This window comes from Hymenobacter aerilatus, from assembly GCF_022921095.1.
Taxonomy (GTDB): Bacteria; Bacteroidota; Bacteroidia; order Cytophagales; family Hymenobacteraceae; genus Hymenobacter; species Hymenobacter aerilatus.
This window is the reverse complement of record NZ_CP095053.1, coordinates 1,801,392-1,828,330: the sequence shown is the minus strand read 5'-3', so window position 1 is coordinate 1,828,330 and position 26,939 is coordinate 1,801,392. Positions and strand designations below refer to the sequence as shown.

Annotated in this window: 25 protein-coding genes and 2 pseudogenes; 10 read left to right on the top strand and 17 right to left on the bottom strand. The window is 58.7% G+C overall.

All coding sequences use genetic code 11. The annotated features are described in order from the left end of the window. Positions 1 to 2 precede the first annotated feature (2 nt). From pnp to MUN82_RS07725, 6 genes are all read left to right on the top strand, one after another. Positions 3 to 2,153, top strand: coding sequence for a polyribonucleotide nucleotidyltransferase (gene pnp / locus MUN82_RS07750; RefSeq protein ID WP_245096398.1), 2,151 nt, complete (start codon positions 3 to 5; stop codon positions 2,151 to 2,153). A 117-nt stretch (positions 2,154 to 2,270) separates the two neighbouring features. Continuing rightward, complete coding sequence (locus MUN82_RS07745; protein WP_022823752.1) at positions 2,271 to 3,134, top strand: sigma-70 family RNA polymerase sigma factor; 864 nt, start codon at positions 2,271 to 2,273, stop codon at positions 3,132 to 3,134. Positions 3,135 to 3,326: 192 nt separating this feature from the next. Beyond that, the gene (gene trxB / locus MUN82_RS07740) at positions 3,327 to 4,271 is read left to right on the top strand and encodes a thioredoxin-disulfide reductase (RefSeq protein WP_245096396.1); all 945 of its coding nucleotides are present in this window, start codon (positions 3,327 to 3,329) and stop codon (positions 4,269 to 4,271) included. A 117-nt stretch (positions 4,272 to 4,388) separates the two neighbouring features. Then, positions 4,389 to 5,498: a peptidoglycan DD-metalloendopeptidase family protein gene (locus tag MUN82_RS22370; protein ID WP_311136431.1), complete on the top strand. Its 1,110-nt coding sequence runs from the start codon at positions 4,389 to 4,391 to the stop codon at positions 5,496 to 5,498. 95 nt (positions 5,499 to 5,593) lie between these two features. Next, on the top strand, positions 5,594 to 6,313 hold the full coding sequence (gene bshB1, locus MUN82_RS07730) for a bacillithiol biosynthesis deacetylase BshB1 (RefSeq protein WP_245096394.1): 720 nt from the start codon (positions 5,594 to 5,596) through the stop codon (positions 6,311 to 6,313). A gap of 238 nt (positions 6,314 to 6,551) precedes the next feature. After that, positions 6,552 to 7,517, top strand: a complete 966-nt coding sequence (locus MUN82_RS07725) for a glycoside hydrolase family 26 protein (RefSeq protein ID WP_245096393.1) — start codon at positions 6,552 to 6,554, stop codon at positions 7,515 to 7,517. A 168-nt stretch (positions 7,518 to 7,685) separates the two neighbouring features. On the opposite strand, the gene MUN82_RS07720 is transcribed toward MUN82_RS07725, so the two are convergent. Then, positions 7,686 to 8,276 carry a TetR/AcrR family transcriptional regulator gene (locus tag MUN82_RS07720; protein WP_245096391.1) on the bottom strand — a complete coding sequence of 197 codons (591 nt, stop codon included), beginning with the start codon at positions 8,274 to 8,276 and terminating at the stop codon, positions 7,686 to 7,688. Positions 8,277 to 8,406: 130 nt separating this feature from the next. Here MUN82_RS07720 and MUN82_RS07715 point away from each other — a divergent pair, with 130 nt between their 5' ends. After that, positions 8,407 to 8,898 (top strand): nuclear transport factor 2 family protein, encoded by a 492-nt coding sequence (locus MUN82_RS07715; protein ID WP_245096389.1) that lies wholly within the window; start codon positions 8,407 to 8,409, stop codon positions 8,896 to 8,898. A gap of 275 nt (positions 8,899 to 9,173) precedes the next feature. On the opposite strand, the gene MUN82_RS07710 is transcribed toward MUN82_RS07715, so the two are convergent. The 5 genes from MUN82_RS07710 to MUN82_RS07690 all read right to left on the bottom strand — a co-directional run bounded on the left by MUN82_RS07710 (position 9,174) and on the right by MUN82_RS07690 (position 15,568). Further along, positions 9,174 to 11,033 (bottom strand): outer membrane protein assembly factor BamB family protein, encoded by a 1,860-nt coding sequence (locus MUN82_RS07710; protein ID WP_245096387.1) that lies wholly within the window; start codon positions 11,031 to 11,033, stop codon positions 9,174 to 9,176. 93 nt (positions 11,034 to 11,126) lie between these two features. Continuing rightward, positions 11,127 to 11,957, bottom strand: a complete 831-nt coding sequence (locus MUN82_RS07705; protein ID WP_245096386.1) for an endonuclease/exonuclease/phosphatase family protein — start codon at positions 11,955 to 11,957, stop codon at positions 11,127 to 11,129. Between the two features lies 1 nt (position 11,958). Further along, on the bottom strand, positions 11,959 to 13,614 hold the full coding sequence (locus tag MUN82_RS07700; RefSeq protein ID WP_245096384.1) for a RagB/SusD family nutrient uptake outer membrane protein: 1,656 nt from the start codon (positions 13,612 to 13,614) through the stop codon (positions 11,959 to 11,961). Between the two features lie 19 nt (positions 13,615 to 13,633). Beyond that, entirely contained in the window at positions 13,634 to 15,412 is a 1,779-nt protein-coding gene (locus MUN82_RS07695; RefSeq protein WP_245096382.1) for a SusC/RagA family TonB-linked outer membrane protein, read from the bottom strand. Between the two features lie 3 nt (positions 15,413 to 15,415). Further along, positions 15,416 to 15,568: a hypothetical protein gene (locus tag MUN82_RS07690; RefSeq protein WP_245096381.1), complete on the bottom strand. Its 153-nt coding sequence runs from the start codon at positions 15,566 to 15,568 to the stop codon at positions 15,416 to 15,418. A gap of 36 nt (positions 15,569 to 15,604) precedes the next feature. Here MUN82_RS07690 and MUN82_RS07685 point away from each other — a divergent pair. Continuing rightward, positions 15,605 to 16,309 (top strand): annotated as a pseudogene (locus MUN82_RS07685) (Tn3 family transposase). Next, positions 16,258 to 16,608, top strand: coding sequence for a Tn3 family transposase (locus tag MUN82_RS22265; protein ID WP_262922849.1), 351 nt, complete (start codon positions 16,258 to 16,260; stop codon positions 16,606 to 16,608). Before MUN82_RS07685 ends, MUN82_RS22265 begins: the two are co-directional and overlap by 52 nt. Positions 16,609 to 16,964: 356 nt before the next feature. Here MUN82_RS22265 and MUN82_RS07680 read toward each other — a convergent pair whose 3' ends face one another. The 9 genes and pseudogenes from MUN82_RS07680 to MUN82_RS07640 form a co-directional block, all read right to left on the bottom strand. Then, positions 16,965 to 17,750, bottom strand: coding sequence for an SDR family oxidoreductase (locus MUN82_RS07680; RefSeq protein ID WP_245096379.1), 786 nt, complete (start codon positions 17,748 to 17,750; stop codon positions 16,965 to 16,967). A gap of 98 nt (positions 17,751 to 17,848) precedes the next feature. Then, a complete protein-coding gene (locus MUN82_RS07675; RefSeq protein WP_245096378.1) occupies positions 17,849 to 18,778 on the bottom strand; it encodes a helix-turn-helix domain-containing protein in 930 nt (309 codons plus the stop codon). A 340-nt stretch (positions 18,779 to 19,118) separates the two neighbouring features. Continuing rightward, positions 19,119 to 19,388 (bottom strand): acyl carrier protein, encoded by a 270-nt coding sequence (locus MUN82_RS07670; RefSeq protein WP_245096376.1) that lies wholly within the window; start codon positions 19,386 to 19,388, stop codon positions 19,119 to 19,121. 157 nt (positions 19,389 to 19,545) lie between these two features. Beyond that, positions 19,546 to 20,457 carry an adenylate/guanylate cyclase domain-containing protein gene (locus tag MUN82_RS07665; protein ID WP_245096374.1) on the bottom strand — a complete coding sequence of 304 codons (912 nt, stop codon included), beginning with the start codon at positions 20,455 to 20,457 and terminating at the stop codon, positions 19,546 to 19,548. A gap of 105 nt (positions 20,458 to 20,562) precedes the next feature. Then, a pseudogene (locus MUN82_RS22540) lies at positions 20,563 to 20,676 on the bottom strand (YceI family protein); the annotation flags it as partial. Positions 20,677 to 20,858: 182 nt separating this feature from the next. Next, a complete protein-coding gene (locus MUN82_RS07655) occupies positions 20,859 to 21,569 on the bottom strand; it encodes a pirin family protein (RefSeq protein ID WP_245096372.1) in 711 nt (236 codons plus the stop codon). A gap of 121 nt (positions 21,570 to 21,690) precedes the next feature. Continuing rightward, positions 21,691 to 22,065: a DoxX family protein gene (locus tag MUN82_RS07650; RefSeq protein ID WP_245096370.1), complete on the bottom strand. Its 375-nt coding sequence runs from the start codon at positions 22,063 to 22,065 to the stop codon at positions 21,691 to 21,693. A 49-nt stretch (positions 22,066 to 22,114) separates the two neighbouring features. Further along, entirely contained in the window at positions 22,115 to 23,170 is a 1,056-nt protein-coding gene (locus tag MUN82_RS07645; protein ID WP_245096368.1) for an LLM class flavin-dependent oxidoreductase, read from the bottom strand. 61 nt (positions 23,171 to 23,231) lie between these two features. Then, entirely contained in the window at positions 23,232 to 24,128 is an 897-nt protein-coding gene (locus MUN82_RS07640) for a pirin family protein (RefSeq protein ID WP_245096366.1), read from the bottom strand. Positions 24,129 to 24,509: 381 nt separating this feature from the next. Between MUN82_RS07640 and MUN82_RS07635 the strand changes: the two genes are divergently transcribed. Next, a complete protein-coding gene (locus MUN82_RS07635; protein ID WP_245096364.1) occupies positions 24,510 to 25,091 on the top strand; it encodes a Crp/Fnr family transcriptional regulator in 582 nt (193 codons plus the stop codon). 244 nt (positions 25,092 to 25,335) lie between these two features. Here MUN82_RS07635 and MUN82_RS07630 read toward each other — a convergent pair whose 3' ends face one another. Then, positions 25,336 to 26,067: an MlaE family ABC transporter permease gene (locus MUN82_RS07630; RefSeq protein ID WP_245096362.1), complete on the bottom strand. Its 732-nt coding sequence runs from the start codon at positions 26,065 to 26,067 to the stop codon at positions 25,336 to 25,338. 60 nt (positions 26,068 to 26,127) lie between these two features. Then, positions 26,128 to 26,883 (bottom strand): efflux RND transporter periplasmic adaptor subunit, encoded by a 756-nt coding sequence (locus MUN82_RS07625; RefSeq protein ID WP_245096360.1) that lies wholly within the window; start codon positions 26,881 to 26,883, stop codon positions 26,128 to 26,130. Positions 26,884 to 26,939 lie beyond the last annotated feature (56 nt).

The window sequence follows — 26,939 nt, the reverse complement described above, 5'->3', positions numbered from 1 at the left end:
AGATGCCCAATTACAACGCGGTTACAAAATATATCACCCTGCCCGATGGTCGGCAGATTTCAATTGAAACTGGCAAACTAGCTAAGTTTGCCGACGGGGCGGTTGTTGTTCGTCTCGGTGATGCGATGCTGCTGGCCACGGTGGTATCGCAGCCCTCACAGCGCGACGGAGTAGACTTCCTGCCGCTGTCAGTTGATTACCAGGAAAAATTCGGTGGTGCCGGTAAAATTCCCGGTTCCTTTCAGCGCCGCGAAGGACGCCTGTCGGATTACGAAGTGCTGGTTTCCCGTCTCGTAGACCGCATCCTGCGGCCGATGTTCCCCAAGGACTATCACTACGAGGTGCAAGTGATGATTTCGTTGATTTCGGCGGATAAGGATGTGCAGCCGGACGCACTGGCTGCACTGGCGGCCTCGGCGGCCCTGTCGATTTCGGATATTCCATTCGCTGGTCCAATTTCGGAGGTGCGTGTAGCTCGTATCGACGGCAAGCTGCAAATTAACCCCCTCACGGCTGACATTGCTCGTGCCGATATCGACCTTATCGTAGGTGCTACGGCCGATTCGGTGGCGATGGTAGAGGGCGAGATGGACGAAGTGAGCGAGGAGGAGATGGTAGAGGCTATTGCCTACGCGCACGAAGCCATTAAAGAGCAGGTACGCGTGCAGCAAGAGCTAGCTACTGCCGTAGAGAAATCGCACACAAAGCGTGAGTATCCGAAATACGCAGAAAACGAGGACCTACGCACCCGCATTACGCAGGGCATCTACGAGCTGGCTTATAACGTAGCCAAGCTGGGTGATACCAGCAAGTCGGGTCGTAAGAAAGGCTTCGGTGGCGTGCGCGACCAGTTCCTGGAGCAACTGGTAGCCGAGCAACCGGAACTGGATATGAAGCAGTTTGGTCGTTACTACTCCTCGGCGGAGAAGAAGGCCATCCGCGATATGATGATCAAAGAAGGTACGCGACTGGACGGTCGCAAGCTGACGGAGATTCGCCCGATTTGGTCGGAGGTGAACTACCTGCCCGGCGCGCACGGCTCGTCGCTATTTACACGTGGTGAGACGCAGTCGTTGACTACGGTAGCTCTTGGTACTAAGCTCGACGAGCAGATCATCGACTCTGCTATGCAATCGGGTTACAGCAAGTTTATGCTGCACTACAATTTCCCGGCCTTCTCGACCGGCGAGGTGAAGCCTAACCGCGGCCCCGGCCGCCGGGAGGTAGGGCACGGCAACTTGGCCATGCGCTCCATCAAGAAAGTGCTGCCGCCCGAAGAGGAAAATCCTTACACCATTCGCATTGTGTCGGATATTCTGGAGTCGAACGGCTCGTCGTCGATGGCGACGGTATGCGCGGCTTCGCTGGCGCTGATGGATGCCGGTATTAAGATTCGCTCGGCTGTGTCGGGTATTGCGATGGGTCTCGTACAGGACAAAGAAACTGGCGAATACGCTGTGCTTTCGGATATTCTGGGCGATGAGGACCACCTCGGCGATATGGACTTCAAGGTAACAGGTACGGAGAAGGGCATTGTGGCCTGCCAGATGGATATCAAAATTCAGGGCCTGAGCAATGAAATCCTGACCAAGGCACTACACCAGGCGCGCGAGGGGCGTTTGCACATTCTGCGAGAAATGGCGAAGACCATCTCGGCACCAGCTTCCGAATTGAAGCCCCATACGCCCCGCTCGCATAAAATGCTCATCGACAAGGAGTTCATCGGTGCGGTTATCGGGCCCGGCGGCAAGGTTATTCAACAGATTCAGAAGGATACCAACGCTACGGTTATCATCGAGGAGAAGGACGAAAAAGGCCACGTAAGCATTTTCGCCTCCAACCAAGAGGATATGGAAGGTGCTATTTCGCGCATCCGAGCCATTGCGGCTCAGCCCGAGGTAGGCGAAACCTACAAAGGCAAAGTGCGCAGCATTCAGCCTTACGGCGCTTTCGTGGAGATTATGCCGGGCAAAGATGGTCTACTGCACATCTCGGAGGTAGCTCACGAGCGTTTGGCCTCGCTGGAAGGCGTACTGGAAGTAGGGCAGGAGGTAGACGTGAAGCTGCTGGACATCGATAAAAAGACCGGTAAGTACCGTTTGTCGCGCAAAGTATTGCTGCCGAAACCGGAGCAGGCTACTTCGGCCAACTAAGCGCAGCGGACGACGTACGAACTTTCGTGGGGGTCGGACTGTTGCTAACCAATGTCCGGCTCCCACAGAAGGAAGCCGCTATTTAACTTTTAGAAATACAATTCTTTAGCGCCTGCAATGAGACAGCTAAAAATCAGCAAGCAGATTACCAACCGCGAAAGCCAGTCGCTGGACAAATACCTCCAGGAGATTGGTAAGGTAGATCTGCTCACTCCCGACGAGGAGGTGACGCTGGCGCAACGCATTAAGGAAGGCGACCAGCAAGCGCTGGAAAAGCTGACCAAAGCTAACCTGCGCTTTGTGGTGTCGGTGGCCAAGCAATACCAGAATCAGGGTCTTTCGCTGGGTGACTTGATCAACGAGGGTAACCTTGGTTTGATTAAAGCAGCCAAGCGCTTCGATGAGACACGTGGTTTTAAGTTTATTTCCTATGCCGTATGGTGGATTCGCCAGTCCATTCTGCAGGCACTGGCCGAGCAGTCGCGCATCGTGCGTCTGCCCCTGAACCGGGTAGGCTCGCTGAATAAAATCAGCAAGTCTTTCTCAGAGTTGGAGCAGAAGTTTGAGCGTGAGCCCTCGCCGGAGGAAATTGCCGAAGTATTGGAACTGACTACCTCAGAGGTAGTGGATACCCTGAAAATTTCGGGTCGCCACGTGTCGGTAGATGCGCCGTTTGTGCAAGGCGAAGAAAACCGCCTACTCGACGTACTTGAAAACGAAGATGAAGAGTCGCCGGACACGGGCCTGATGAACGACTCGCTGCGCAAGGAAGTGCAGCGTGCCCTCTCTACCCTCACCAAGCGCGAAGCCGATGTGATTACGCTTTACTTTGGTTTGAACGGTGAGCACTCACTCACACTGGAAGAGATTGGCGAGAAATTCAACCTCACCCGTGAGCGGGTACGCCAGATCAAGGAGAAGGCTATTCGCCGTTTGCGTCATACCTCCCGCTCTAAAGCGCTGAAGCCCTACCTGGGGTAAGCGTTTTTTATTTCTACCCGAAAAACCCCAGCCCAGTTGTTGGGGTTTTTTATTGCCATTATGTCGTAGGTAGGGAAGCTGAAGGCAGATCAGCACTGGATTTGCCTGGTTTCCTCCTGGCTGGCAGCGTGGCCGCGGCCGAATTTTTTGGCTACGCTTACCTTTGTCTTTCACACTGCTTTCACTAGCACAATGACTACTACTGCTGAACACGTAAAGTGTCTGATTATTGGCTCGGGGCCAGCCGGCTATACGGCGGCCATCTACGCGGCCCGCGCCAACATGCAACCCATTATGTACCAAGGCTTGCAACCCGGCGGCCAGCTCACGATTACCAACGACGTAGAGAACTTTCCCGGATACCCCGATGGGGTGATGGGGCCGTCGATGATGGAAGATTTGAAAAAGCAGGCCGAGCGTTTTGGTACGGATATCCGCTACGGCTTGGCAACAGCGGTGGACTTTTCAAGCCATCCGCATAAAATCACTATTGACGAAAATAAAGAACTCACGGCTGATGCAGTGATAATTGCCACCGGTGCTTCAGCTAAATGGCTGGGGCTGGAGTCAGAGGCGCGTTTGAACGGCTCAGGGGTATCGGCCTGCGCCGTGTGCGACGGTTTTTTCTACCGCAACATGGATGTGGCTATTGTAGGTGCCGGCGATACGGCGGCCGAAGAAGCTACTTACCTGGCCAACCTGGCCAGCAAGGTATATATGATTGTGCGTAAGGGAGAGATGCGCGCATCTAAGATCATGCAGCAGCGCGTGCTCGACAACCCCAAAATTGAGGTACTGTTTGACACTGTGACGGACGAAGTACTGGGGGAGCACGCCGTAGAGGGCGTACGCGTGAAAAACGTACTCACCCATGAATGCCGGGATATTAAAGTTCAGGGGTTTTTCGTTGCTATTGGGCACGAGCCAAATTCCAAGATTTTTCAGCCCTACCTGCACCACGACGAGCAGGGCTACCTGAAGACCATTCCGGGTACCAGTAAGACCAACGTAGACGGCGTATTTGCCTGCGGCGACGTGCAGGATTTTACGTACCGGCAGGCCGTAACGGCGGCTGGTACCGGTTGTATGGCAGCCTTGGATGCGGAGCGCTATCTGGCCGCCTCGGGGCTGCATTAAGCAGTGAAGTGGTGAAGTAGGGAAGTGATGCAGTGGTGAGTCGACTTAGTTTCACTCACCACTGCATCATTTTCCTACTTCACCACTTCATTATTTCCACTATTACACTGTCTTCTCTTGCTTCATCTGATAAAAACGTGGTTGTGGCCGATGCTGCTGGCGGTGTTGCTGCTGGCATTGCCCGAACATGGGCTGGCGCAGCGCCGTCGGGCAACCAAACCCAAAACCAGTACGACTAAGCGGCGTGACTTCTTCCAGATCAAAACGCCGACTATCAAAAAAGTTACCCCACAGACCAAAGTAACGGTCGAGACGGAAGACCTGCCCGACGAAAATTCGGAGGCTGCCAAATCCATTCTCTTCAACCCCGCCAAGAAGCTCTCCATCGTCAACGAGGATACTACCTCCCTGAACGAAGGAGAGCAGCAGATTGTGGAAACGTCGGAGGAAGTGTTGATTGACAGCACCTGGATTAAAGTGGCGGGTTACTACGCCATCTGGGACACGCGCAACATCAATCCCTACCGGGTGGATGGCCGCCGCATCAAGGACACGCTCAACCTGCAGCTCACCGATCCGCCCCGGCAGCGCTTTGCCCGTATGCCGCTGGAAACAACGCCTATTACCTCGGCTTTCAAGTTTCGGAATGGCCGCTGGCACTACGGGGTAGACCTGGATCTGGAAACCGGTGACTCTGTGCGAGCCGCCTTCGATGGCGTGATTCGCATTTCGAAATGGGACGGTTCGGGATATGGCAACTACCTGCTGGTGCGGCACTACAACGGGGTAGAAACGCTCTATGGTCACCTGAGCAAGTCGCTTCTACCCGTCGGCACCTTCGTGAAGGCTGGCCAAGTCATTGGTTTGGGAGGTAGCACGGGGCGTAGCACCGGCTCGCACCTGCATTTTGAAGTGCGCTACGAAGGCAACCCCATCGACCCCTCCCGGATGTATGATTTCCCGGATTACAAACTCTGGAGCGACAATTTTCAGATTACCTCGGCCCTGTTTAACTACTACAGCCGGGCGCTGAGCAGCCGATCCTCATCCAGTAGGAGCGGAAGCCGTGGGGCAACGTCGGCACGACGGGTTGTTACGCACCGCATCCGGTCGGGCGATACCGTATCGGGTATTGCACAGAAATACGGCGTGTCGCAGGCGCAGATACGTCGGCTGAATGGTAACATTGGCATACTTCGGCCGGGCCGCACGCTCCGGATTAAATAGGGTCTTGGGGTGCTTGGGGGCTGAGGGTCTTGGTTGTCGTTTTGAAACCATAACCTGAGGCCCTCAGTGCCCAAGGCCCCAAGACCCTATACAAAATGAAGCTTAATATTCTGGCCATTGCGGCCCATCCCGATGATGTGGAAATGTCCTGCGCTGGTACGCTGCTGGCAGCTACGGCGGTAGGGAAAACGATTGGGATTGTGGATCTGACGCGAGGGGAGTTGGGCACGCGGGGCACACCAGAAACCCGCGCTGCCGAGGCCGCCGAAGCCAGTCAGATTCTGGGTGTATCAGTACGTGAGAATCTGGGCCTACCAGACGGTTTTTTTCGGAACGACCGGGAGCACCAGCTTCCTGTCATTGCCGCCTTGCGCCGCTACCAACCCGATGTAGTGCTGTGCAACGCCATTACGGACCGCCACCCCGACCACGGCCGCGCCGCTCAGCTGATTACCGATGCCTGCTTTCTGGCAGGACTGCGTATGATTGAGACGCTGGATGAGACAGGGCAGCCCCAGGCCGCGTGGCGCCCCCAGCACGTCTATCATTTCATCCAGGACCGTCCCATTGTGCCTGATTTTGTGGTGGACATTACCCCGCACTGGAAAAAGAAGTGGGCTTCCATCATGGCATACAAGACCCAGTTTTTCAACCCTGAACTGGATGAGCCTAGTACCTACCTTTCGTCACCGGAGTTCAGCAAGTTCATGGAAGCCCGTGCCCGCGAATTCGGGCACATGATTGGGGTAGAGTTTGGGGAAGGCTTTACGAAGGAGCGCGCCTTGGGCGTGCGCGAATTGGGCGATTTGATATAGGTAGAGCAGCGCACGACAGGCTAATAGCAATCCGTAGCACAACGGAATACGAAATTGGTGTCTACCCGCGCCTACCGATACGGCACGGGGAACGAGTGTATAAGGGCGAGAATAATCCTCTTTGCCTTCCTACCTCCACACTCTCTTACCCTAATGGCTGGCACTTCCTCTCCCCTTCTGGAGAGGGGGCCGGGGGGAGGCGCAATCGTTCAGCTCTACCTCACCAACTCTTTTCCACATGCCTGCTCGTCTTCTGAAAGCTTTCGTTTTACTCTGCCTGCTCAGTGCTACCAACGTGTATGCGCAGTCCAAACAGGTACTGCCTTATCTGCAGCGCATTTCGGGCAAGCAAACGCTGGCCGGACAGCATAACAGAGAACCCAACGCCGAGCCCACGAAGTGGACCGACTATATCTACCGCACCACCAACAAATACCCGGCGCTATGGAGCGGCGACTTTCTGTTTCAGCAGGAAAACATCGATAATCGCTGGAAGATGGTGAAGGAGGCGGAGCGACAGTATCGGCAGGGGGCAGTGGTGAACATTATGTGGCACGCCTGCCCGCCTGACTCCGGTGAGCCGTGTGGCTGGAATCCTGGCTTGTTGAATCAGCTGCTCACCGATGCGCAGTGGCAGGAGCTGATTACCGACAGCACCCCCCTGAACAAGATCTGGAAATCGCGCATGGACGACATTGCCGCGTACCTGCAGTATCTGAAGGATAGAAAGGTAGAGGTGCTGTTCCGCCCCCTGCACGAAATGAACCAGGGCAAGTTCTGGTGGGGCGGGCGACCCGGCCCGAATGGTACGGCCCGTCTCTACCAAATCACCCACGACTACCTGCAGAAAACCAAAGGCTTAACCAACCTGATTTGGGTGTGGGACATGCAGGACATGAGCCGCGACTTTGCCCAGTATAACCCCGGCCCGCAGTACTGGGACGTGTTTGCCTTCGATGTGTACGACAAGGGCTACGACCAGTCGTGGTACGAGTACATCCTACCCATTGTGGGCAATAAGCCCATGGCCATTGGCGAGTGTGCCGTGCTGCCCACCCCAGAACTGCTGGCGAAACAACCTCGCTGGGTATTCTTCATGGACTGGGCCGAGCTGGTGCAGGAAAAGAACTCAGAGGAAGCCATCCGCCGCCTCTACAACGACCCCCGCGTGCTCACGCGCGACGAAATGCCGCGCTGGAAATAGCCCCCGGTCGGACGGCGCAGCCGTCCGACCGATATCGTTGCGGACGCTTAGCAAAATCATTCAAATGCAACACCTCTCTAGCGTTGGTACAGACGAGCTTTGCTCGAAAAATCAGCCAGGCGGTGCTGCGCACGCCTACCGGAAAAGGCTGAGCGTAACGTGACCTCCTTATTCCTGCTTAATCAACAGCAATTCGGCCAAGGCCTGCGCAGTGCTGGCCGCCGCTGGACCATCGCCGAGTTGCGCCCGTACAATGGCCCCATCAATGAGCAGCAGCAGCTGTGCGGCACCCTGGGCGGGGTTGCCAAACTCGCTGTTCCGCAGTAGCCCTTCCAGGTACGCACGCAGCACATCCTTGTGCTGGCGGGCCAACAAATGCTCCTGCGTATGAGGATCTGTTGTTTCGAGCACCGTATTGATAAACGCGCAACCGCGAAAATCAGCTTCGACAAACCAGTCCTTCAGTACCAAAAAAATAGCTCGAATTTCCTCGGCGGGCGTGCGGGAGCGGGCTTTGGCTTGTGCTTCCAGCTGCTGCTGCCACTGCTGGTGGCGCTCGTGCAAAAACGCCACAACCAACGCTTGTTTCGATGGAAAGTGCTTGTAAAATGACATGCGGGCTACCTCTGCAGCCGCAATTAATTCATCAACGCCGGTGGCCCTGATGCCCTGGGCGTAGAATAATCGGTGGGCGGCAGCTAAAATACGCTGCCGGGCAGCCGATTTTCCGGGTACAGCCGGGGCAGGAAATGTGCTCATAGAGGAAAGCGCTACTTGAGAATATCGAAGGACAAAGATAAATAGACTTGGAGTATACTGAACGGTCTATCTAATTTTACCCTCAGAGCCGCTTTGGCACCATGTTCACATTCATCAAACTACCTGACTTATGGCAACTGAAACTCGTCCCCCCGTTCCGCCATTCACGTTTGAAACGGCTGTTCAAAAAACCAGAGCGGCGGAAGACGCTTGGAATTCGCGCATCCCGGAGCGCATTGCGTTAGCCTACACGCCAGACAGCCAGTGGCGCAACCGCCATGAGTTCTTGGTAGGGCGAGCCGCCATTGTAGATTTCCTTACCCGGAAATGGGAGCGGGAGCACGAGTACCGACTCATTAAAGAGTTGTGGGCCTTTCATGAAAACCGAATTGCCGTGCGGTTTCAATACGAATACCACGATGCTAACGGGCAGTGGTTTCGTGCCTATGGCAACGAGCAATGGGAGTTTGACGCGCAAGGTCTCATGCGCCGCCGTGAAGCCAGCATTAACGATGTTCCCATTGCGGAAGCCGACCGGCAGTTTCACTGGCCCCTGGGTAGCCGCCCGGCCGACCATCCCGGGTTGGCAAACTACCCCGGGTTAACGCCAACTGGCTTATAAAAAATAGAGGGGTAGGAGGAAGTAGTGTTTGGATTGTACCCGCGGAGAAGCCAAACATTCTTTTTCACAACTCCAAAAACTCGTAGTGCCGTGAGCAGGATACGCGACGAGCTACTGCCGCTCCATCACACTAGCACTCAGTCGATAGTACACTGGAAAAGGCCGCCTAGTCAGGCGGCCTTTTCCAGTGTACGAATAGCGGCCGGTGCGTAAATATGTTTTAAGTAAGTAGTAATTAGGAGTTTTTGATTTGCCAAGCCTGGCGCGTGTATTTGCTACTGTGCTGTTTTCAGCAAGGCTAGTTTGCCATCGGCACTGCTGACAAGCACGCCGCGGCCCGGTACCAGGCGGGGGGTGTTCACCATATCTTCGCCTAGGGCATACTGCCAGCGCACTTGCCGCGTGATCTTATCCACGGCAACTACCTGCCCAAACGTGGTGCCGAACACCACCAACTCGTTGCTCACCACCGGCATAGAAGCTGAAAAGTCTTGCCCGAAGCCCGCGTGCAAACTCCAGGCTGGTTGGGGTGCCGCGCCGGGGCGGGTGCGCCAAGTTACCACGCTGTCCTGCATCGTTTTGGCAACGAGTAGATTGTTTTGCGCATCGCCGGCCAACGACTCGCGCACGCGCCAGCGGCCGTCCGCGGCTACGGGTTGGCCGGTGTGCAGGTCGAAGCCGTGCAGTTGCTCGTCGGGAGCTACGGTGTAGACGACGCCCTGCTGAATAACGGGCGTGCACATGGCCGGCGAGTAGTAGTGGCTTCGCTGCTCGTTGCGCCACTGCCAGGCCAGGGTGCCATCGGCGGCGTTCAGGGCGTAGAGCGTTTTATTCCAGGTGCCGAATACGATTTTGCCATCTGCCAGCGCCGGGGTAGCCGGCGGAAAGCCTGCCAGTTGGGTGTACATCCAGCGTTGTTTACCAGTAGCCAGATCCAGCGCTCGGAAGGTTAGGTCGCTACTGCCGATGTAGACTACCTGGTGGTCGATGAGGGGTGAGGCTAGCACCGCGCCGCCGGTTTTCACCCGCCACAGCACCCGGCCGGTGCGGGCGTGCAGACAATAGATGGTGCTATCGGCTGAGCCGAATACCACACGGTTTCCGGCCACGGCTGGCGAAGAGTAGATGGATTGCCGGCTTCTGAACGTCCAGTTGGGTGTGGCGTCGCGCAGAGAAAGCGACTTAAACTCACCCAATAAGTTGCCGATCAATACTGAGTTCTTCCACACGGCCGGCGTGGCCACCAGGTTGCCGCGGTCTTGGTATTGCCATACGGCTTTGCCCGAAGGGTAGGCCGGGGTAGGCAGTGCGGGCGCTGCCGCTTGAGTTGTTACCCTGGGCGGGCGGCCCGCGGCAAACCGCGCCCACGAGGCCTGTGCCGGCTGCCCCGGCTGGACCATGCGCAGGTGCACCGAGTCGGGCGTGACGGCTACCACGTTGTAAGCCACGTTGCCTTCGCGCTGCTGCGCCGTGCGGGTCATGGCCCCGGGTAGACCACCGAAATCAAACACCTGATTCACGTGCCCATGGCCGCAGAAAATGGCCTGTGTGTGGAGGCGGTGGAGCTGTGCCAGCACGGCGGGCGCGTTGCTCAGTTGGTCGTTGAGGGGGTAGTGCGCGAAGAACAGCACTGGCTGGGTAGGCGGCGTGGCGCGGGCCAGGCTGTCGAGCCACCGCAGCTGGTCCTGAGGGACATAGCCCCGGCTCATGCGGCCATAGGGGCCGGTGCTTACGCCCACTAGGCGCACGCCCTGCACGTCGGCCACAAATTTCTGGTCGTGCCACAGTTGGTTGAAGGCTAATCCCCCGCTGGCCGACCAGCCCGTGTCGTGGTTGCCGGGTAGGCAGTAGTAGGGCTTGTTGAGTTGGTCGAGCAGGGACTTGGCTTGCTGGAGCTGATCGGTAAGGCCGAAGTCGCTCACGTCGCCCGTCACCACCACAAAGCGGATGCGCGGGTTGCGGTTGATGTCGGCCACAATGCGCGCCAGGCTCTTGTCGTTGCCGGCCTTGCCGATGTGGGTATCGGTAATCAGGGCGAAGCGGAGGGTGTCAGTTGGGGCAGCTTGGGCGAGTACCCCGGCACTCTGCCAGAATAAGCAGGTAGTCAGCAGGCAAAACAGCAAATGAAAAGACATAGGAGCAGGTCGTAAACAAGAGGGCTGCCCGAACCCTGGCAGCCCTCTTGTCAGCGTGAATAATGAATCGGAAGCTATTTTAGTAGCTAACGCTTACTTCGAAAGACGCAGCTCGGCCACCACCGGGCGGTGGTCCGACGCGTAGGTTTCAGCCACTACCTGGTGGCTCACCACCTGAAAGCGAGCCTGCGGGGCGAACGTGATGAAGTCGATGGCCTTGGTGGGCGTCACCACCGGAATGGTAGGCGCGCACGACTGGCAAGTAGGCTTGAGGGCACTAGTAACCTGCTGCATCACCGGCGAGCTAGTCTCGGCATTGAAGTCGCCGGCCACCACGAACGGCAGCTTTTCCTCCTGTACCAGCCGTACCAACTCGGCTGCTTGGAGCTGGCGGTTCTGGTCGGTACGCTGAGCGTCGAGATGGGTGCAACCAAGGCGTATTTTCTGGCCTGAGGGTAGGGTAATGGTAGCGGCGGCTAATACGCGCGGCTCGCCGTTGGTGCCGTCCTGCGTGGGCAGGCGGTGCACAATGGTGTCTTGCAACGGGTAGCGCGAAAGTAGCGCTACGCCGTAGGCACCACCATCGTGCGGAATGGCTTTGCCGAAGTAAGCGTGCATGTGCAACTGCTCGGCCAGCTCGCGGGCCTGATGGCTGCTGGTGCCCGAGCGGCCAGTGTGCACGTCTATTTCCTGGAGCATCACCACGTCGGGGTGTTGGGCTTCAATGGTGCGCGCAATGGCCGGCAGGTCGATGACGCCGGGGCGACTAGGCGGGCTGCAATGGTGCACGTTGTAGCTCATCACGCGCAGGGTAGGAGCCGCGGCCGCGGGAGCGGGTGCCAATGGGGTGGGTGCCGGATCGGCTGATTTGGTGGCGCTGCACGCCAGCAGCAGCGGCACGAGGCAAGAAAACAAGTTTTTCATATTACCAGCCAGGGTTTTGACCCAGATTGGGGTTGCGCTCCAGCTGCACCAGGGGCATGGGCCACAGATAATTGCGCGAAGCCGTGAAGGTGCGGCCCCGGTTCACGAGGATGAAGCCGTTGGCGTCGGTGGGCTGGTTGGCTACATCGGCGGCCGACAGGGCCCAGGCTTTCTTCATGCCCTTCACGTCTTCGGCCAATAGGCTACCTTGCTGCCAGCGCAGGATGTCGAAGTAACGCTGGCCTTCCAGCGCGAGCTCCACGCGCCGCTCGCGGCGTAGCTCGGTGCGCACGTCTAGGCCGTTGGTGGCTAGTTCTGCGAGGTTCATGGCGCGCATGCCCACGCGCTGGCGCAGCTTGTTGATGGTCAGGTCCACATCGGACTGCGTGAGCTTGCCTTGCTCCAGGCGGGCTTCGGCGTAGATCAGCAGCACCTCGGCCAGACGAATCAGGTGGATGTCGTTGGCATCGCGGCTGACCTGTCCTACCGTGCTCAGCTCCACGTACTTGGTGAAGTAGTAGCCGGTGATGGTGACGGAACCGCGGCGGTCGGAGCGGAACTTGGGCGTGGTGTACACGGCCGGGTTGGTGTTCTGCGGGTTGCCGTCGAAGCGGCCGCCCCAGGCCGCGCCGGGCTGCAAGATAGTCTGCACCATGCGTGGGTCGCGGTTCTTGAACACGTCGGCGTAGGCGGCATCCTTATACAGCGGCGACTTGTCAATAGGTAGGCCATCACTGCACAAATAGCTATCCACCAGTGATTTCGTGGGGTTCCAGCGGGCGTTTTGGTCGGGCACCTGAATTTCGCGGCTCAGGTTGTGCATCGAAATATCGGCCAGGTGGGGACGGGCTAGAATGGTCTCTTTGTTGGTACCGGCCGCTAGCTTGCCGGCGTAGGTGAACAGGTTGCGGTAGGCGTTGGCGGTGCCGCCGGCGGTGTAGAGCTGGTACACATTCAGGTCCATCACGGCCTTGGCGGCCTGCTCGGCCGCGGCGTAGCGTTGGTTTTGCAGGGCCACGCGGGCCTTCAAGGCAAGTGCCGCACCTTTGTTGATGCGGCCGAGGTTGGTGCCCGTAGGAATGGCGGTGGGTAGGGCGGTGGCAGCTTCGTCCAGTTCTTTCAGCATAAAATCAACCACCTCGGCGCGGGGCGTGCGGGGGCCGTACACCAGCGGGTCGTCGATTTCCAGAGGGGTAGTCACCAGCTGCACGTCGCCGTAGAAGGCCGTGAGGTAGCTGTAGAGGTAGGCCCGAATCACGCGCACCTCGGCGGCCAGGGCTTCCTTGCGGACGGGGTCGGTTACCTGGGCGCGCTGGTAGTTGGCCAGGAAAGCGTTGCAGCGCCGAATGCCGTCATAACCGGTGGTCCACTCAGTGTTGAGGGCGCCCACATCGTTGGTGAAGTTGCCAGTGGCAATGCGCTGGTAGTCCGTTACGGAGGGCCAAAGCGTGTTATCGCCCAGGTTCTCCATGTCTACCGTATTCTTGGCTTTGAGGAAGGCGTAGCAGGCGTCGGTGGCCAGGCGTAGCTGCTCTTCGTTTTCCCAGTAGGTGTCATCCACTAGCTCATCCAGCGGCACACGGTCCAGAAAGTCGTCCTGACAGGCGCTGCTCAACAAGCTCAGGCCCAATAGGCTATATACTGCAAAACGTTTCATATCAAGGAGAAAGGGAAAGCTATTGAAGCGTGACGTTGAGACCAAACACCACCGTTTTCACCTGGGGGTAGAAGCCGCCCACGCTCACCGGCGACTCGGGGTCGTAGCCGTAGAAGAAATCCGAGCGCGTGAAGAGGTTGTCGGCGGAGGCGTAGAGACGCAGGCGGCTGACGCGCACCCGCTGGGTGAGCGAGGTGGGTAGAGTGTAGCCGATCTGCACGTTTTTCAGGCGCAGGTAGCTGGCATCTTCCAGCCAGTAGGTAGACAGGCGCTGGTTGTGCGACTGCTGGTAGGTGAGTCGGGGGTAGGAGCCGTCGGTATTCTCGGGCGTCCAGCGGTCCAGGTGAAACTCCTGGGGTAAGCTGCCCTCGCTGATATACGCGTGGCGAGCAGCCCCGCCAATGTACCCATCGACCTGTCCTACCCCCTGGAAGAAGATGGCCGCGTCGATGCCGTGCCAAGCAGCGTTGGCACGCAGCCCGTAGGTGTAGCGCGGGATGGCGTTGCCAATCACTTGGCGGTCTTGGTCGAGGGAAATCTTACCGTCGCCGTTCAAGTCTTTGTAAATCAAGTCGCCGGGTTGCACCGGGTCGCCGGCAATTGTTGGGAAGCGGGGCGTGTAGCGGTTGGTGCCGGCGTCAAGGTCGAAGTCGGTTACCTGTGCAATGCGGTCGGCCACTAAACCGTAGAAGGCGTCAATCGGCTGACCCAGGAAGCGCACCCGGTCGCCGACGGTGGGCGGCGTGCCGCCCAGGCTGACCACTTTGTTGCGCACATCGGAGAGGTTGCCCGCTAGGCCGTAGGTAAACTCGCCTACCTGGTCGCGCCAGTTGGCCTGCACTTCCCAGCCTTTGTTCTCTACCTTGCCCGCGTTCTGCGACGGCTCGGTGGCGCCCAGCACGTCGGGCAGGGCCACGCGCAGCAGAATGTCGTTGGTGCGGTTGATAAAATAATCACCGCTCACGGTCAGGCGGTTGCGCAGAAAACCCAAGTCAATGCCCACGTTGGTTTTCTGCACCGATTCCCAGGTGAGGCGCGTGTTAGGAATGTCGGTTTGCGCATAGCCCAGCGTTTGCTGGTTGCCGATGGGCATGGTGCTCACCGGGCCAATGGTAGCCAGGTAGGGATAGTCGCTGCCCACCAAATCGTTGCCCTGGGTGCCGTACGACGCCCGAATTTTCGCCAGTGGGACCACGTCGCGCAGCCCCGCAAAGAAGGCTTCTTCGGAGAAAATCCAGCCCACCGAACCCGAGCCAAACAGGTTCCAGCGCACATCGGGCGAGAAGCGCGAGGAGCCGTCGTAGCGGAAATTGCCTTCCAGCAGGTAGCGGTCCTTGAAGATGTAATTGGCCCGACCAAACACCGAGCGCAACGCGTTTTGGTAAGCCTGGCCAGTATTCAGTTGATTTTCGGTGCCCAGGTTGATGGCTCCCACACTTTGGGTAGGCAGCGACTGGCGGCTGGCCGTCAGGTCTTCCCCCACCGTCGATTCCTGGGAGGCGGCCAGCAGCAGCTTCACGTCGTGCTGATCGGCAAAGCGCTTCTCGTACTCCGCCATTCCAATAAAGGTCTGGTAAGTACGCATGTAGTTGGCCGAGCTGATGGTGTTTTTGGCGTTGGTCTGATAAATCAGCGAGTTATCAAGCGGGCTATAGTAGTTGATGGTCTTGGAAAAAATATTGCGCTTGGAGCTGTACGTCACCAGCCCGTACTGCCCACGCAGCCGAAAACCGTCAAACAAACGCAGCGTGCCGCGCATGTTAGCCGTCAGCTCCTGGGAGCGAAAAAGGTTGGCCACGTACTACAGTATCACCACGAAAAAGCCCAAGTACTTGTTGTTGACCACTACCTGCGTGACCATGGTCAGCACGCACAGCAGCAGATACGGTAGCTGGTACAGAAACAGCGTCTGTCCGTATAGTCCGATTTCACCCAGCTGGTCAACTACCAGCACCGGCAGTGGCTGGCCGCTTTCTGGGGCAATGGCACCTTGTCCTCCTCCGACGGCCAGCGCTTCCCCGTCAGCGGGGCCGTGCGCAACGCCCGGGCCCTGCCCAAGTACTTCGGCTACGGCCGCGGCGTCACGTCTTACAACCACACGGCCGACCAGTACGCGCAGCATGGCAGCCGGGTCATCGCCGCCACTGAGCGCGACGCGACCTACGTGCTGGACGAAATCCTGGGCAATGAAACGAAGCTCGAAATCCTGGAGCACACCACCGACACGGCTGGCTACACCGACCTGGTGTTTGCCCTCTTTGACTTACTGGACCTCGAATTCACGCCCCACCTGCGCGACATCGGCGACCAGAAGCTGAGCAAAGTCAAGGGCCTAGACATGGCCTACCCGGCCCTCAAGTTCACCGGGTAGGTCAACCCCGAGTACCTGGCCAGCCACTGGGAAGAGCTGGTGCGGGTCGCAGGCTCGCTCAAGCTCGGCTACGTGACGGCCTCGCTGTTCATCCGCAAGCTCCAGGCCTTACCCCCGGCAGCACCAACTCACCTACGGCTTGCAGGAATACGGGCGGCTAGTCAAAACCATTCTACCTGCTCCACCAACCCCTGCGTCGCAAAATCAACACCTAGCTCAAAGGCGAGCAGCTGCACGCGCTGCGCAGCTGGCTCTGGTTCGGGGGCGACGGGGTGCTGCGCCGTAAGCAGGAAGAGGCCCAGCAGGAGGTCGTGGGCTGCCTAAACCTGCTCACCAACGCCATGGTCGTCTGGAATACGGTCTACATGCAAGAGGTCATTACGTATCTGCGGGCCGAAGGCTACTCCGTACAGGACGAGGACCTGACTCATCTCTCCCCAGCCCGCTTCGAGCACATCAACCGGCTGGGCAAATACACCTTTGCCGAGCAGGAAACATTGCTGCGCAACGGCCTACGCCCTTGCGCCAACCCGGACAGACGGTTGCGCCGACGGCTGCGACGGCTTAGCGTAATTTTTTGCCCCGTTGTAACGAGAACCCCTTGTAGAGCGTCATGGGACTAGCCGCTTTGGCCAACGCGGCCGGTCACATGCATTAGTTATTTGACGAAGCCAGGGAGTGTCAGCTCTGACCGGGATTCTTTCCTAATAGCTAAGCCGCTGCCTCTAAGCGCACGAGGACTTCTTCGACGGGCATATTGCCCTTCACATATAGTCGAAGCAACCGCTGTTCATAGAATGACGAGTCAAAGGGCTGCGGGTACCTAGAGCGTTGAGCATTTGGGATTCCGCAGGCTTGAAGCGCTGCGTGATGTTCCCTAGCCGTGCCGCAAGCTTGGGTAGACGGACCCGAGCAGGAGCAAGCCGCTGACGATATTCCGGGTTATTCGTATGCGCGAAAAGAAGGAAGCGGACCGTACCTAGGCCTTCGTCCGAGCTTGCGTGAAGGTCTCCGTAACGCCCTTGCTCATTTGGCTGAGCAGCAGGCCCGGCGCCAGCCGGCTCATGATGCGCATCAACCGAGACATGCCCGGGTAAATCTCTAGCTTGTCGTGCTGCAAACTTTTGATAGCATGCGCGATGAGCTTGCTGGGGTCCATCAGCATGTTGTCTTCTAATGCGGCGGAAAAGGGGTCGGCCAAGGGCGTTCGGGCGGCGGGCGCTACCAACTCAAATACCTTGACCGGGGTGTTTTGAAGCTGCACGCGCAGGGCTTGGGTGTAGGAGCGCAGGCCCGCCTTGGTGCCCCCGTATACCGGGGCCAGCGGAAACGGCGACAGGGCGATACCCGATGTCACGTTGAGGATGGCGGCCGTCTTCTTGGTGCTGAGGTGCGGCAGAAATTGCTGCACCATGCGGATGGGACCCGACAGGTTGATTTCCACTTCCCGGGTGATGTCGTGCAGGTCCAGGGCGGGGTCTTGCAGGTCGAGTTTGCGCATCTCGCCGGCGTTGTTAATGAGGATATTAAGGGCCGGAAACTGCGTTGTCACCTGCTGGTACAACTGCCGGATGGCAGCCGGGTCGCTCACGTCGCTCTGGAAGGTGTGCACGCTCGGTAGGCGGCGCTTCGTGTCGTCGAGCTTCGCCTGATTGCGGCCTGTAATGAGCACTGTACTACCCAGGGCCAGCAACTGGGTGGCGAATTCGAAGCCAAAGCCGCTGGTGCCGCCGGTAATGAGGATGGTGCTGTTGCGTAAGTCCATGATGGCTAGAAAAAATGATGACCCCACAAAGGTCGGCCGGGGAAGCAGCGGGGTGTTTGCGCCGGGCAATCCATCATTTGCAAAATTCACATCTGGCCTTAGGCTCGGAAAGTGCCGGGCGAGTAGGCTGTCTGGCGCTTGAAAAAGTTGGAGAAGTGGGCTACTTCCGCAAAGCCGAGGCTGTCGGAGATTTCCGAGATGTTCCAGTTAGTTTGTTTGAGCAGCAACTTGGCTTCCTGCACCACGCGGCTGCTGATGATTTCGGTGGTGGTGCGGCCGGTGTTCTCTTTCAGCACCTTGTTGAGGTGGTTGACGTGCACGGCCAACCGGTCGGCGTAGTCCTTGGCCGTGCGCAGCTGGAGCTTCTGCTGGGGCGTTTGGATGGGAAACTGCCGCTCCAGCAGTTCGATAAACAGGGACGATACCCGCGCCGAGGCGTTGTGGGCCGGGTAGAGCGCCGTGACCGGCTGCAGCTTCTGCCCCAGGTGAATGATTTCGAGCAGGTACGTGCGCAGCAAATCATACTTATAGGCGTAGTTGGAGCCGATTTCGCGGTGCATCTTTCGAAAGATGGCGTCGATTTCTGCACTTTGCTCGTCGCTCACCTGGAACACCGGATAGCCGCCGGCTTTGAATAGGGGCAGTTCATCGAGCACCACCCCACTTTTGGCCGGCAGCAGAAAGGCTTCCGTGAAAATGCAGAAGTGGCCCGCCTGCTCTACGTCCTGCGGCACCCAGTGGTAGGGCACTTTGGGCGTAGCAAAAAGCAGGGCATTCTGCTCAATATCAATTACTTTATCGGCGTATTCGGCCCGGTTGCGCCCGCTAATCAGGCTGATTTTGTAGTACGTTCGGCGGTCGTAGGGCATCACGCCTTTCTCGCGAAAGCGGTTGTAGAGCTCCTCTATACTAAACACGTTGAAGTGCCCGATTTCCTTCTGGATGTCGGGCGGCAGCAGGGTGTTTAGCTCGGTATCGAGGGCGGTGGTGACCTGCTGGTAAAACTGGTCGAGCGAAATAGAGGTCATCGGTCGGGGGCTTGCGAAAATCAAAGGTACAAGGCCTCCCCTCTTACCTGCCAGGGGCCAAGAGCAGGACTATATCCTGGCACTGTTTCGATAGGTGATACACTGTTGATTTAACAGCTTAGGCCGCGTTTCGGTACGCGTGTTGATGCGGAGCAACTGGCGGACTTGGCGTTCTTGGCGCGCCAAACTAGTTGTTGGTCCATGTGGCCGGAAGGGGCGGCTGTGACACGCCCGATGCCACTGCCCACATAGAAAGCCCTCTGCCAAACACGGAAAGCGGCGGAGCACTTTACTGGCAAGTCATCCGCATTACGCTCCTTTTCGTAACCGATAAGCGAAATTAGGCTGCGGCAAGCTGCCGGTGGCAACCGATGTAGCGCACGAAGTCGCCCACCGTATCGAGCGGTACCTCGTCGGGAATGGTCAGGTCATAGCGGCGTTCTACTTCCAGGATGATGTCGACTACGTCAATGAGGTCGAAGCCAAGTTCGTGACTCAGGTCGGTGCTTACCCGCAGGCGGCGCAGTTCTACACCCTTGCGGCGGTGAATGAGGGCGCGCACCTGGCGAACCAAAGCGGCACGGGAAACAGGAGAAAAAACAACAGGCATAACCAAGCGAAGGAATAGGGCTGACGCTACAAGAGCAGTAGAGCACCGGCACGCACGCGCCGAGCCACTCCCGGAAGCCCGGACAGGACTGAACAACCGGACCCGCGCGGGCGACTTCCCACGAAACATCCCGGTCTGAAGTAATAGGCTTCCGCTGTTAGGTAGAAAGCTCGACCTCGTACAGGTGGTGCATTCCTTTCTTGCCTTTTAAGGGGGTCAGAAAAGCCTGCCGCACGCGCAAGTCGTCGCCCAGTTCATCGACGACGGCTTGTGAGACCAGCAGAACGGTGCCGCAGTCTTTGTTTGCGGCCTCAATGCGGGCGGCCACGTTCACGGTGTCGCCGATGACGGCGAGCTTGCGCAGTTCGGCTCCGCCCAGGTCACCCACGACTACCTCGCCGTAGTGGACGCCGATGCGGACGCGGAAGCTGCGGCAATACATTTTGCGCAGGTACGGGTTGAGTTGCTCTACGGCCTGGAGCATGCCGCGGGCGGCGGCCAGCGCGTCAGCGGCGGCGGTGGCTTCGTCTTCCAGCCCAAAGACCACCATCAACCCGTCGCCGATGTAGTCGATGATGCGGCCCCGGTGGGCGCGGACCACCTCGCTCATGAGCTGGAAGTAGCGGTTGAGCACGTGGACGACGTCGTAGGCTGGCAGTGCTTCGGCAAACACCGTGTAGTCCTCGATGTCGGAAAAGAGCACGGCCAAGCGCTTTTCTTCGCCCAGCCGCTGGTCGGCGCGGGTGAATTCCTGCCGGGTCAGCTGCACGTCCAGCTCGTCAATCACCGGTCGGCGGAACTCCACGCTACCCCCGGTGAGGGTCGTCTGGCAAGCCAGGCGAACCGTATCGGGCAGGTGAATGTGCGCGGCCAGCACCTGCTCTCGCTCGTTGCGGGGGGCCAAGTGCTCCAGCCCTGCCAACACCACCACCCGGCAGGTCGAACAGCGCGCGTTGCCGCCACAGGCGTGCACGTGGGCAATGCCCTGACGCAAGTCTGCGGCCAGTATCGTTTCGCCGGGTAGCGTTTCAAATTGCCGATTATCCGGCAAGGCAAGGAGGGTAGGCATGGGGAAGGTACCGAAAACAGGAGCGAAAACAGCCAATAGGTAGCCCACCGCGCCGCCGGCCCACCCGCGAAGGGAGCTGGGGATAAGCGGTGGCGCTGTCGGGGTTTAGGGCTGCTTCACCAACTGGATTTCCGCCTGCAATTTGATTTCGTCGCTGACCACTACTGCGCCGGCTTCGGTCACGCCCCCCCAAGTGAGGCCGAATTCTTTGCGGCTAATAGTAGTAATCAGGTGCTTCACTTTGAATTGCACTTCGCTGTGCGCGGGGTCTACTTTCCAGGTAGTGGTCATGGCGGAGAAGGGGTGAGAAATACGCTACGGATGATTCAACAGCTTAAGGCAGTGTAAGACGCTTGGTAACAATACTCGCTGACCTCTGCCGGCAAGCGCAGCCCAGGGTCCTACATCGGCACGTCAATGAGCAGCACTTTGGCCGGGCTCAGGGCCTCGACCGTGAGTTGGGTTGTATTCCAGATACCTAGGGCGTCGTAGGCTCCTAATTGCTGGTTGCCAATGCGCACGTTTCCTTCCAGCACGAAAGCGTACACGCCGTTGCCGGGTCGCTTCACCGCGTAGGTAGTCGCCACACCGGGCGTAAGGGTGCCCACGTGCAGCCAAGCCTGCTGCCGCACTTGCACGCCGGCCTGCCCGGCATGGGGGGACACCACTTGCACAAAGGAATCGGGGTGGGAAGCCGTATCAAACGACACCTGGTCGTAGTACGGAGTGGCCTCGGGTTGGTCGGTGGTCAGCCAGATTTGCAGGAAGTGCACGGGGGCCGTCGCGCTATGGTTTTTTTCGCTGTGCGAAATACCCGAGCCTGCGCTTATAATTTGCAGCTCATTGACGTTAATAACCCCTTTATTGCCGAGCGTATCGGCGTGCTCCAGGGCACCTTCCAGTAGCAGGGTCATGATTTCGGCGTTCCGGTGCGCGTGCATGCCGAATCCAGTGCCGCCCATTACGGTATCGTCGTTGAGAATAAGTAAGGCCCCGAAAGACTGGCGCGATGGCTCGGAAGCCCCGCTGGGGAGGAAGCTGCGGTGGGCGTCAAGCCAACCGGAGTTACCGTGCATTCGGGTGGTGGCTGGATGAAAAACAGTGGATGCCATCTTGTAAAAAAGGAAGTGGTGCGTTTCGGAATAGTAGTTGGCTCAGGCGGTTCGCCCACCGGTTGCCCCACCAGCGAATCAAGCCAGGGAAGGGGCTACCGATGGGCTACCAACCAGCTGTTTATGCCAGCTTGGTTTGCTCGGACGCCACGGAACGCCACACTAGCAGGTTGAGCAGGGCCAGCACGGCGAAAGCAATGGGCCCGCCCAGCATAGCGGCCTGCCCAGCCTGCAAGTGCGTGATGGCAGCAACGGCAGCCCAGATGAATACCGCATAGAGCGTGAGCAAGCGACTGGCTGGCACCAGCAGCCCGATACCCAAGGCTATTTCGCCTAGGCCAATGGGGAAGCGGAACCACTCTGGGTAGCCCCAACTCTGCAGATTTTGTAACTGCTCGGGCACGCCCGCCAGCTTGCTACCCCCGGCGGCGATAAATCCAAAGGCTAACAGCCCGGACAGCACCCAGCTCAGTATTTTTTTGGTCTTGACACTCATGGTAATGGAAATGATTAAAAATGAAGAAAGAAGAATGTGGAGGCAAGGATTAGTGATTGGCCACCGCAGGGGCGGCTAGCTGCGGCGCCACGCGCCGACCCAGCAGCTCAATGGACTGCATCAACTGGCCGTGGCTGGCCGCGTCGGCGCTGTTGAGCGCATCCATCTGCAGCGTGACGCGGGAAAGGCCGCCCAGGGCTTCGCTGTGGCGCATGATTTTGGCGGCTACCTCGTCGGGGCTGCCTACCAGCAAGGCGCCGTGTGGCCCCCGCTGCGCATCAAACTGGGCCCGCGTGGGCGGCGCCCAGCCCCGTTCGCGCCCGGCGTGGGTCATGAAGCGCACGTAGGCCGGGTAGTAGTCGCGCACGGCCTGCTCGGTAGTAGGACCCACGTAGCCCAGGGCATGCATGCCCACGGTGAGCTGCTCGGGAGCGTGCCCGGCCCGGCGGCCGGCTTCCCGATACAGGTCGATTAGGGGGCGGAAGCGTCGGGGCTCGCCCCCAATGATGGCCACCATCAGGGGCAGACCCAGCGTGCCGGCCCGCACAAACGAGGCCGGCGTGCCGCCCACGCCCAGCCACACGGGCAGCTTTTCCTGCATAGGGCGCGGGTATACTCCCTGCCCGGTCAGGGCCGGCCGGAATCGCCCCCGCCAGGTTACCTGCTCCTGCGCCCGTATGGCCAGCAGCAAGTCCAGCTTCTCGGCAAACAGGGCGTCGTAGTCGCGCAAATCGTAGCCAAATAGCGGGTAGGCCTCCGTGAAGGAACCTCGGCCCACCACCAGCTCCGCCCGCCCTCGCGAGAGCAAGTCGAGGGTAGCAAACTCCTGAAACACGCGCACCGGGTCGGCGGCCGACAGCACCGTGACGGCGCTGGTCAGGCGAATGCGCGACGTGCGGGACGCCGCCGCGGCCAAAATCAGGGCCGGCGCCGAATCCAGGAACTCAGCCCGGTGGTGCTCCCCGATGCCAAAGACATCAAGGCCTACCTGGTCGGCCAGTTCGATGCGGTCCACCAAGTGGCCCATTTGCTCGGCGGCCTGGCTGACGGGCGGCATACTGCTCCCTAACCCGCGCACAGCAAAACTATCAATACCTAGTTGCATGATTTGAAATTCAAAGAATGGTGGATGCCGCACCCGGCACTGGCTGAGGCTTGCCTAGGGCCTAGTCTAGCGCGGGTACTTGACTGTAGTCGATGGTGCCGTAGAGGCCCTGGTAGAAATCGTGGTAGGCCTGAATGATTTCCTGGCGCGTATTCATCACAAATGGTCCCTGTGCCACGATAGGCTCCGTATAAGGAGCCCCGCCAAACACGATAAAGTCGGCCGCGCTGCCGGGAGCGGCGCTTAGGACGAGGGGGGCGTCGGAGGTGGGGTCCAGCAGCAAAAGCTCGCCGGGCTCGTAGCGGATGCCCCCAATCATGGCCGACTGGTGCAGCACGAAGGCAGCGTACTCGTATCCGGCCGTGGTAGGGAGCGCCAACTGCTGACCAGCTGCCAGCTGCACGTGGTAGAGAAACTGGGGCGAGTAAGTTGGAACGGGAGACGCGTGGCCGTCCCATTCGCCCACAATTACCTTCAGCCACCCCGCTGAATGGGGTAGCGCGACGGTCGGCAGGGCGCTGGCGGGTAGCGACCGGTACTCGGGCAACTGGGCTTTTTGCTGCGCGGGTAGGTTAATCCAGAACTGCAGCCCGTGCGTGACGGGGCTGCGGGTAGCGGCGTCGGGATTGATGGACTCATCGTACAGAATCCCGTTGCCGGCGCTCATCCACTGCGCTCCGCCCGAGCGCACTAGGGTCGTGTTGCCGCGGCTGTCGCGGTGCAGGCCCTCGCCGCTCAGCAGGTAGGTGAGGGTAGCGATGCCCCGGTGCGGGTGGGCGCCGGTGCCCTGGGCCTGCTGCGGGCTGGCGGTGGGCGCGTGCTCCACGGGCAGGGCATAGTCGAGAAACACAAAGGGTCCCACGGCGGCCGCGTGCTCGTTGGCCAGGAGGCGTTGGATGTTAAACGGCCCGATGTCGGCACGCTGGCCGCGGGTAGTACCGATTAGGCGCTTGCTCATGCGTTGTGCTGCTGAAGCAGGCCGGCGGTAATACCGGCCTGATTGCAAGACAAAATTGGCAGATGAGCCCCCCCTAAATCGATGATAAATGCTAAGAAAAATCGTTGATAAATGTCAACGGCCTACGCCTCCTCTGCCCACCCTGTGGCCGCTCTTAGAAACGGTTTGCGTGAAAGAAAGAACAGGGTAGAAACGCCTACTGGCGCCTCAGCGGCCGCGCTAGGTGCCCGAAATTGTGCAACACCGAGACTGTTCCCGAGCCCCTGTTGCGGCCTTTGCCTAACTTGCCATTCGGTACCCGGTTTCGTCCCTGTTTTCTCTTCCGAGCCTTTCCAATGATTGTTTTCAGCGGCCGCCGCTACTGGTCTATTTTCACGTCCCATGTACGAATCCTTACTTGCCTACGTCCGCAGTCTTTCTTCTACTCCCCTGACCGAGCAGGAAACGCAGCTGATTAAGGAGGTCTTCACCCCGCGAAAACTGCGCAAAAGGCAATACTTTCTGCAGCCGGGTGAAGTCTGTCAGTATATGGGCTTTGTCGTGAGCGGGGCCATGCGGCAATACACGGTCGATGGCAAAGGCGCGGAGCATGTGTTTCAGCTTTCTATCGAAAATTGGTGGGCCGGCGACCGGGAAAGCTTTACCATGCTCACGCCCTCACGCTACTACATCGACGCCTGGGAGGACACCACCCTGCTGACCATCCCCAAGACCAACCACTACTTGCTCGATACGCTACCCGCCTTTGGGGAAATGATTACCCAAATCAATCAGCGTCACTCCTTTGCCTTGCAGCACCGCGTCAACGCGGCGCTGAGCCTCTCGGCCGAGCAGCGCTACGCCGAGCTGGTGCATACCTACCCCGAGTTTCTGCAGCGGTTTCCGCAGCACGTTATCGCTTCGTACCTGGGCATTACCAAGGAAACGTTGAGCCGGGTACGCAGCCTGCCGACCAAAAAGTAGCGGCTGAGCAAGGGCCATCCCTAGTAGTCCGAGGCCCGTCCGGATGCGCCAATCGTTAGGACTCTTGCTGTTCCAATACTATGACGTACGGTCGTGTCGATTGATGTCTTTTCCGTATTTGAAAGGAGTGGTGTGCAGATGCACGGTTGACGTACTATTGAAAGCTCGTGGGTTAGCACAGGAAAAAGGCGACAAGGGAAATGGGTTTCTAACAAGTCCGACTATTATCGGAAAGCATATTGTATTAGAGCAGGAGCCCAGCCAGCGCGAAGTCGGCCAGTAGAATGGCAATAATAGAGTAGGTAACGGCGGCCGTACTGGCAGCACCTACTTCCAAGGCACCGCCACGGGTAGTATATCCCTGGAATGCGGCGATGCCTGACACTAGAAAAGCAAAGACTACCGCTTTGATGAGCGCGAATGCAATGTTGTAGGGTATAAAATCGAGCCGTAGTCCCTCTACATAGTCGGCACCGGTGAGTGCGCCCGTGAATGTGCCCGCCATGTAGCCACCCAACAGAGAAAGAAACATGGCCAGCATCACCAGCAGCGGAAACATGAACAGGGCCGCGACTATGCGTGGCAGCACCAGGTAGGATGCCGAATTAATACCCATCACATCCAGCGCGTCGATTTGCTCAGTGATGCGCATGGTGCCCAGGGTGCCGGCGATGCTGCTGCCCACCTTACCGGCCAACACAATGCTGGTAATGGTGGGGGCTAGCTCCAGAATGGTCATTTCTCGAACCATGAAGCCGATAATGGACTTCGGCAGTATGGGATTGGTGAGGTTGTAGGCGATTTGCACGCAGGTAACGGCTCCGATAAATGAAGAAACGATTCCCTCGATGAACACAGAATTTACTCCGATAAGCACGGCTTCTTTCAGCGTTCGGTGCCAGAGGACCGACAGGCGCTCTGGGCGGATAAGCGTACGTAGCAGCAGTAATAGGAAAGAGCCAAAAGCAGTGAGCATGATAAACAGAGTAGGGAGCCACGGGGGCAGTGTGTACCGTGCGAAGCTGGGTCGAAGCGCCTAGTGCAGGAGCCAATGCAGGGCCTCCGCCTCTTCGTCGAACGTTTTGTAGCTGTCTCCCGGGCGAAACGCTTTCCCTAGCAGTGAGCCGATAGACAACCGGGCAAAGACGCTGTGGGCCACGACATGCGCAACCCGCCCGGGCAGTGACATGACCGGTGCAAACGCTAGCAGTTCCAGTCCGTACGCTTTGACTAAGCTACCTTGCTTATAGGGCAGCGAGCCAATGACCCCGTCCACGGGGCTAATAATGTGGGCGTAGCTTTGCGTTTTGCGAGCATTGAGCAGCGTGGCTCGGGCCTGCGCTAGGGCTCCCTGCCGGGCCTGGAGAGTAGCCTGGTAGGCCTTGAGTTGTAAGTCACTCAGAATTTGTTGCTCCACCAAGGGCCGGGTCTTCTCCACATCTAGCTGCGCGGCGGCGACGTCGGCCCGAGCGCTGAGCAGGGCTGCCTCGGCAGCGCGTACCTGCTGGTCGGCCTCGTCGTTGTTGAGGCGAAACAGAGGCTGACCCTTGCGTACCCGCGCCCCTTCATCCACGAACACCTGGTCGATGAAGCCGTCGAGCTTGGGCCGGATTTCTACGTTGGCTTGGCCTTCCAGTACCGTGGGGTAATCGGTGTGCAGCTGGGCCGTAGTGGGGGTCGGGGTTAGTACCGGGTACGCTGGCGCTACGGTAGCGGCCGCCGCGCCGGCTGCCTCGGCAGCGACATCTTTTTTGGTGCCGCAGGCGCTGGTTAGCAGCAGCCAGCCGAGCAACCCTGCGGCTAAAGGAGAGGTATTGTTTCATGCTCCAAAGGTCCGGGTAGCGTAAG

What these genes read in the sequence shown, in the direction of transcription:
- pnp (WP_245096398.1), top strand. Translation starts at nt 3, where the DNA reads ATGCCCAATTACAACGCGGTTACAAAATATATCACCCTGCCCGATGGT.
- MUN82_RS07745 (WP_022823752.1), top strand. Translation starts at nt 2,271, where the DNA reads ATGAGACAGCTAAAAATCAGCAAGCAGATTACCAACCGCGAAAGCCAG.
- trxB (WP_245096396.1), top strand. Translation starts at nt 3,327, where the DNA reads ATGACTACTACTGCTGAACACGTAAAGTGTCTGATTATTGGCTCGGGG.
- bshB1 (WP_245096394.1), top strand. Translation starts at nt 5,594, where the DNA reads ATGAAGCTTAATATTCTGGCCATTGCGGCCCATCCCGATGATGTGGAA.
- MUN82_RS07725 (WP_245096393.1), top strand. Translation starts at nt 6,552, where the DNA reads ATGCCTGCTCGTCTTCTGAAAGCTTTCGTTTTACTCTGCCTGCTCAGT.
- MUN82_RS07720 (WP_245096391.1), bottom strand. Translation starts at nt 8,276, where the DNA reads ATGAGCACATTTCCTGCCCCGGCTGTACCCGGAAAATCGGCTGCCCGG.
- MUN82_RS07715 (WP_245096389.1), top strand. Translation starts at nt 8,407, where the DNA reads ATGGCAACTGAAACTCGTCCCCCCGTTCCGCCATTCACGTTTGAAACG.
- MUN82_RS07710 (WP_245096387.1), bottom strand. Translation starts at nt 11,033, where the DNA reads ATGTCTTTTCATTTGCTGTTTTGCCTGCTGACTACCTGCTTATTCTGG.
- MUN82_RS07705 (WP_245096386.1), bottom strand. Translation starts at nt 11,957, where the DNA reads ATGAAAAACTTGTTTTCTTGCCTCGTGCCGCTGCTGCTGGCGTGCAGC.
- MUN82_RS07700 (WP_245096384.1), bottom strand. Translation starts at nt 13,614, where the DNA reads ATGAAACGTTTTGCAGTATATAGCCTATTGGGCCTGAGCTTGTTGAGC.
- MUN82_RS07680 (WP_245096379.1), bottom strand. Translation starts at nt 17,750, where the DNA reads ATGGACTTACGCAACAGCACCATCCTCATTACCGGCGGCACCAGCGGC.
- MUN82_RS07675 (WP_245096378.1), bottom strand. Translation starts at nt 18,778, where the DNA reads ATGACCTCTATTTCGCTCGACCAGTTTTACCAGCAGGTCACCACCGCC.
- MUN82_RS07670 (WP_245096376.1), bottom strand. Translation starts at nt 19,388, where the DNA reads ATGCCTGTTGTTTTTTCTCCTGTTTCCCGTGCCGCTTTGGTTCGCCAG.
- MUN82_RS07665 (WP_245096374.1), bottom strand. Translation starts at nt 20,457, where the DNA reads ATGCCTACCCTCCTTGCCTTGCCGGATAATCGGCAATTTGAAACGCTA.
- MUN82_RS07655 (WP_245096372.1), bottom strand. Translation starts at nt 21,569, where the DNA reads ATGGCATCCACTGTTTTTCATCCAGCCACCACCCGAATGCACGGTAAC.
- MUN82_RS07650 (WP_245096370.1), bottom strand. Translation starts at nt 22,065, where the DNA reads ATGAGTGTCAAGACCAAAAAAATACTGAGCTGGGTGCTGTCCGGGCTG.
- MUN82_RS07645 (WP_245096368.1), bottom strand. Translation starts at nt 23,170, where the DNA reads ATGCAACTAGGTATTGATAGTTTTGCTGTGCGCGGGTTAGGGAGCAGT.
- MUN82_RS07640 (WP_245096366.1), bottom strand. Translation starts at nt 24,128, where the DNA reads ATGAGCAAGCGCCTAATCGGTACTACCCGCGGCCAGCGTGCCGACATC.
- MUN82_RS07635 (WP_245096364.1), top strand. Translation starts at nt 24,510, where the DNA reads ATGTACGAATCCTTACTTGCCTACGTCCGCAGTCTTTCTTCTACTCCC.
- MUN82_RS07630 (WP_245096362.1), bottom strand. Translation starts at nt 26,067, where the DNA reads ATGCTCACTGCTTTTGGCTCTTTCCTATTACTGCTGCTACGTACGCTT.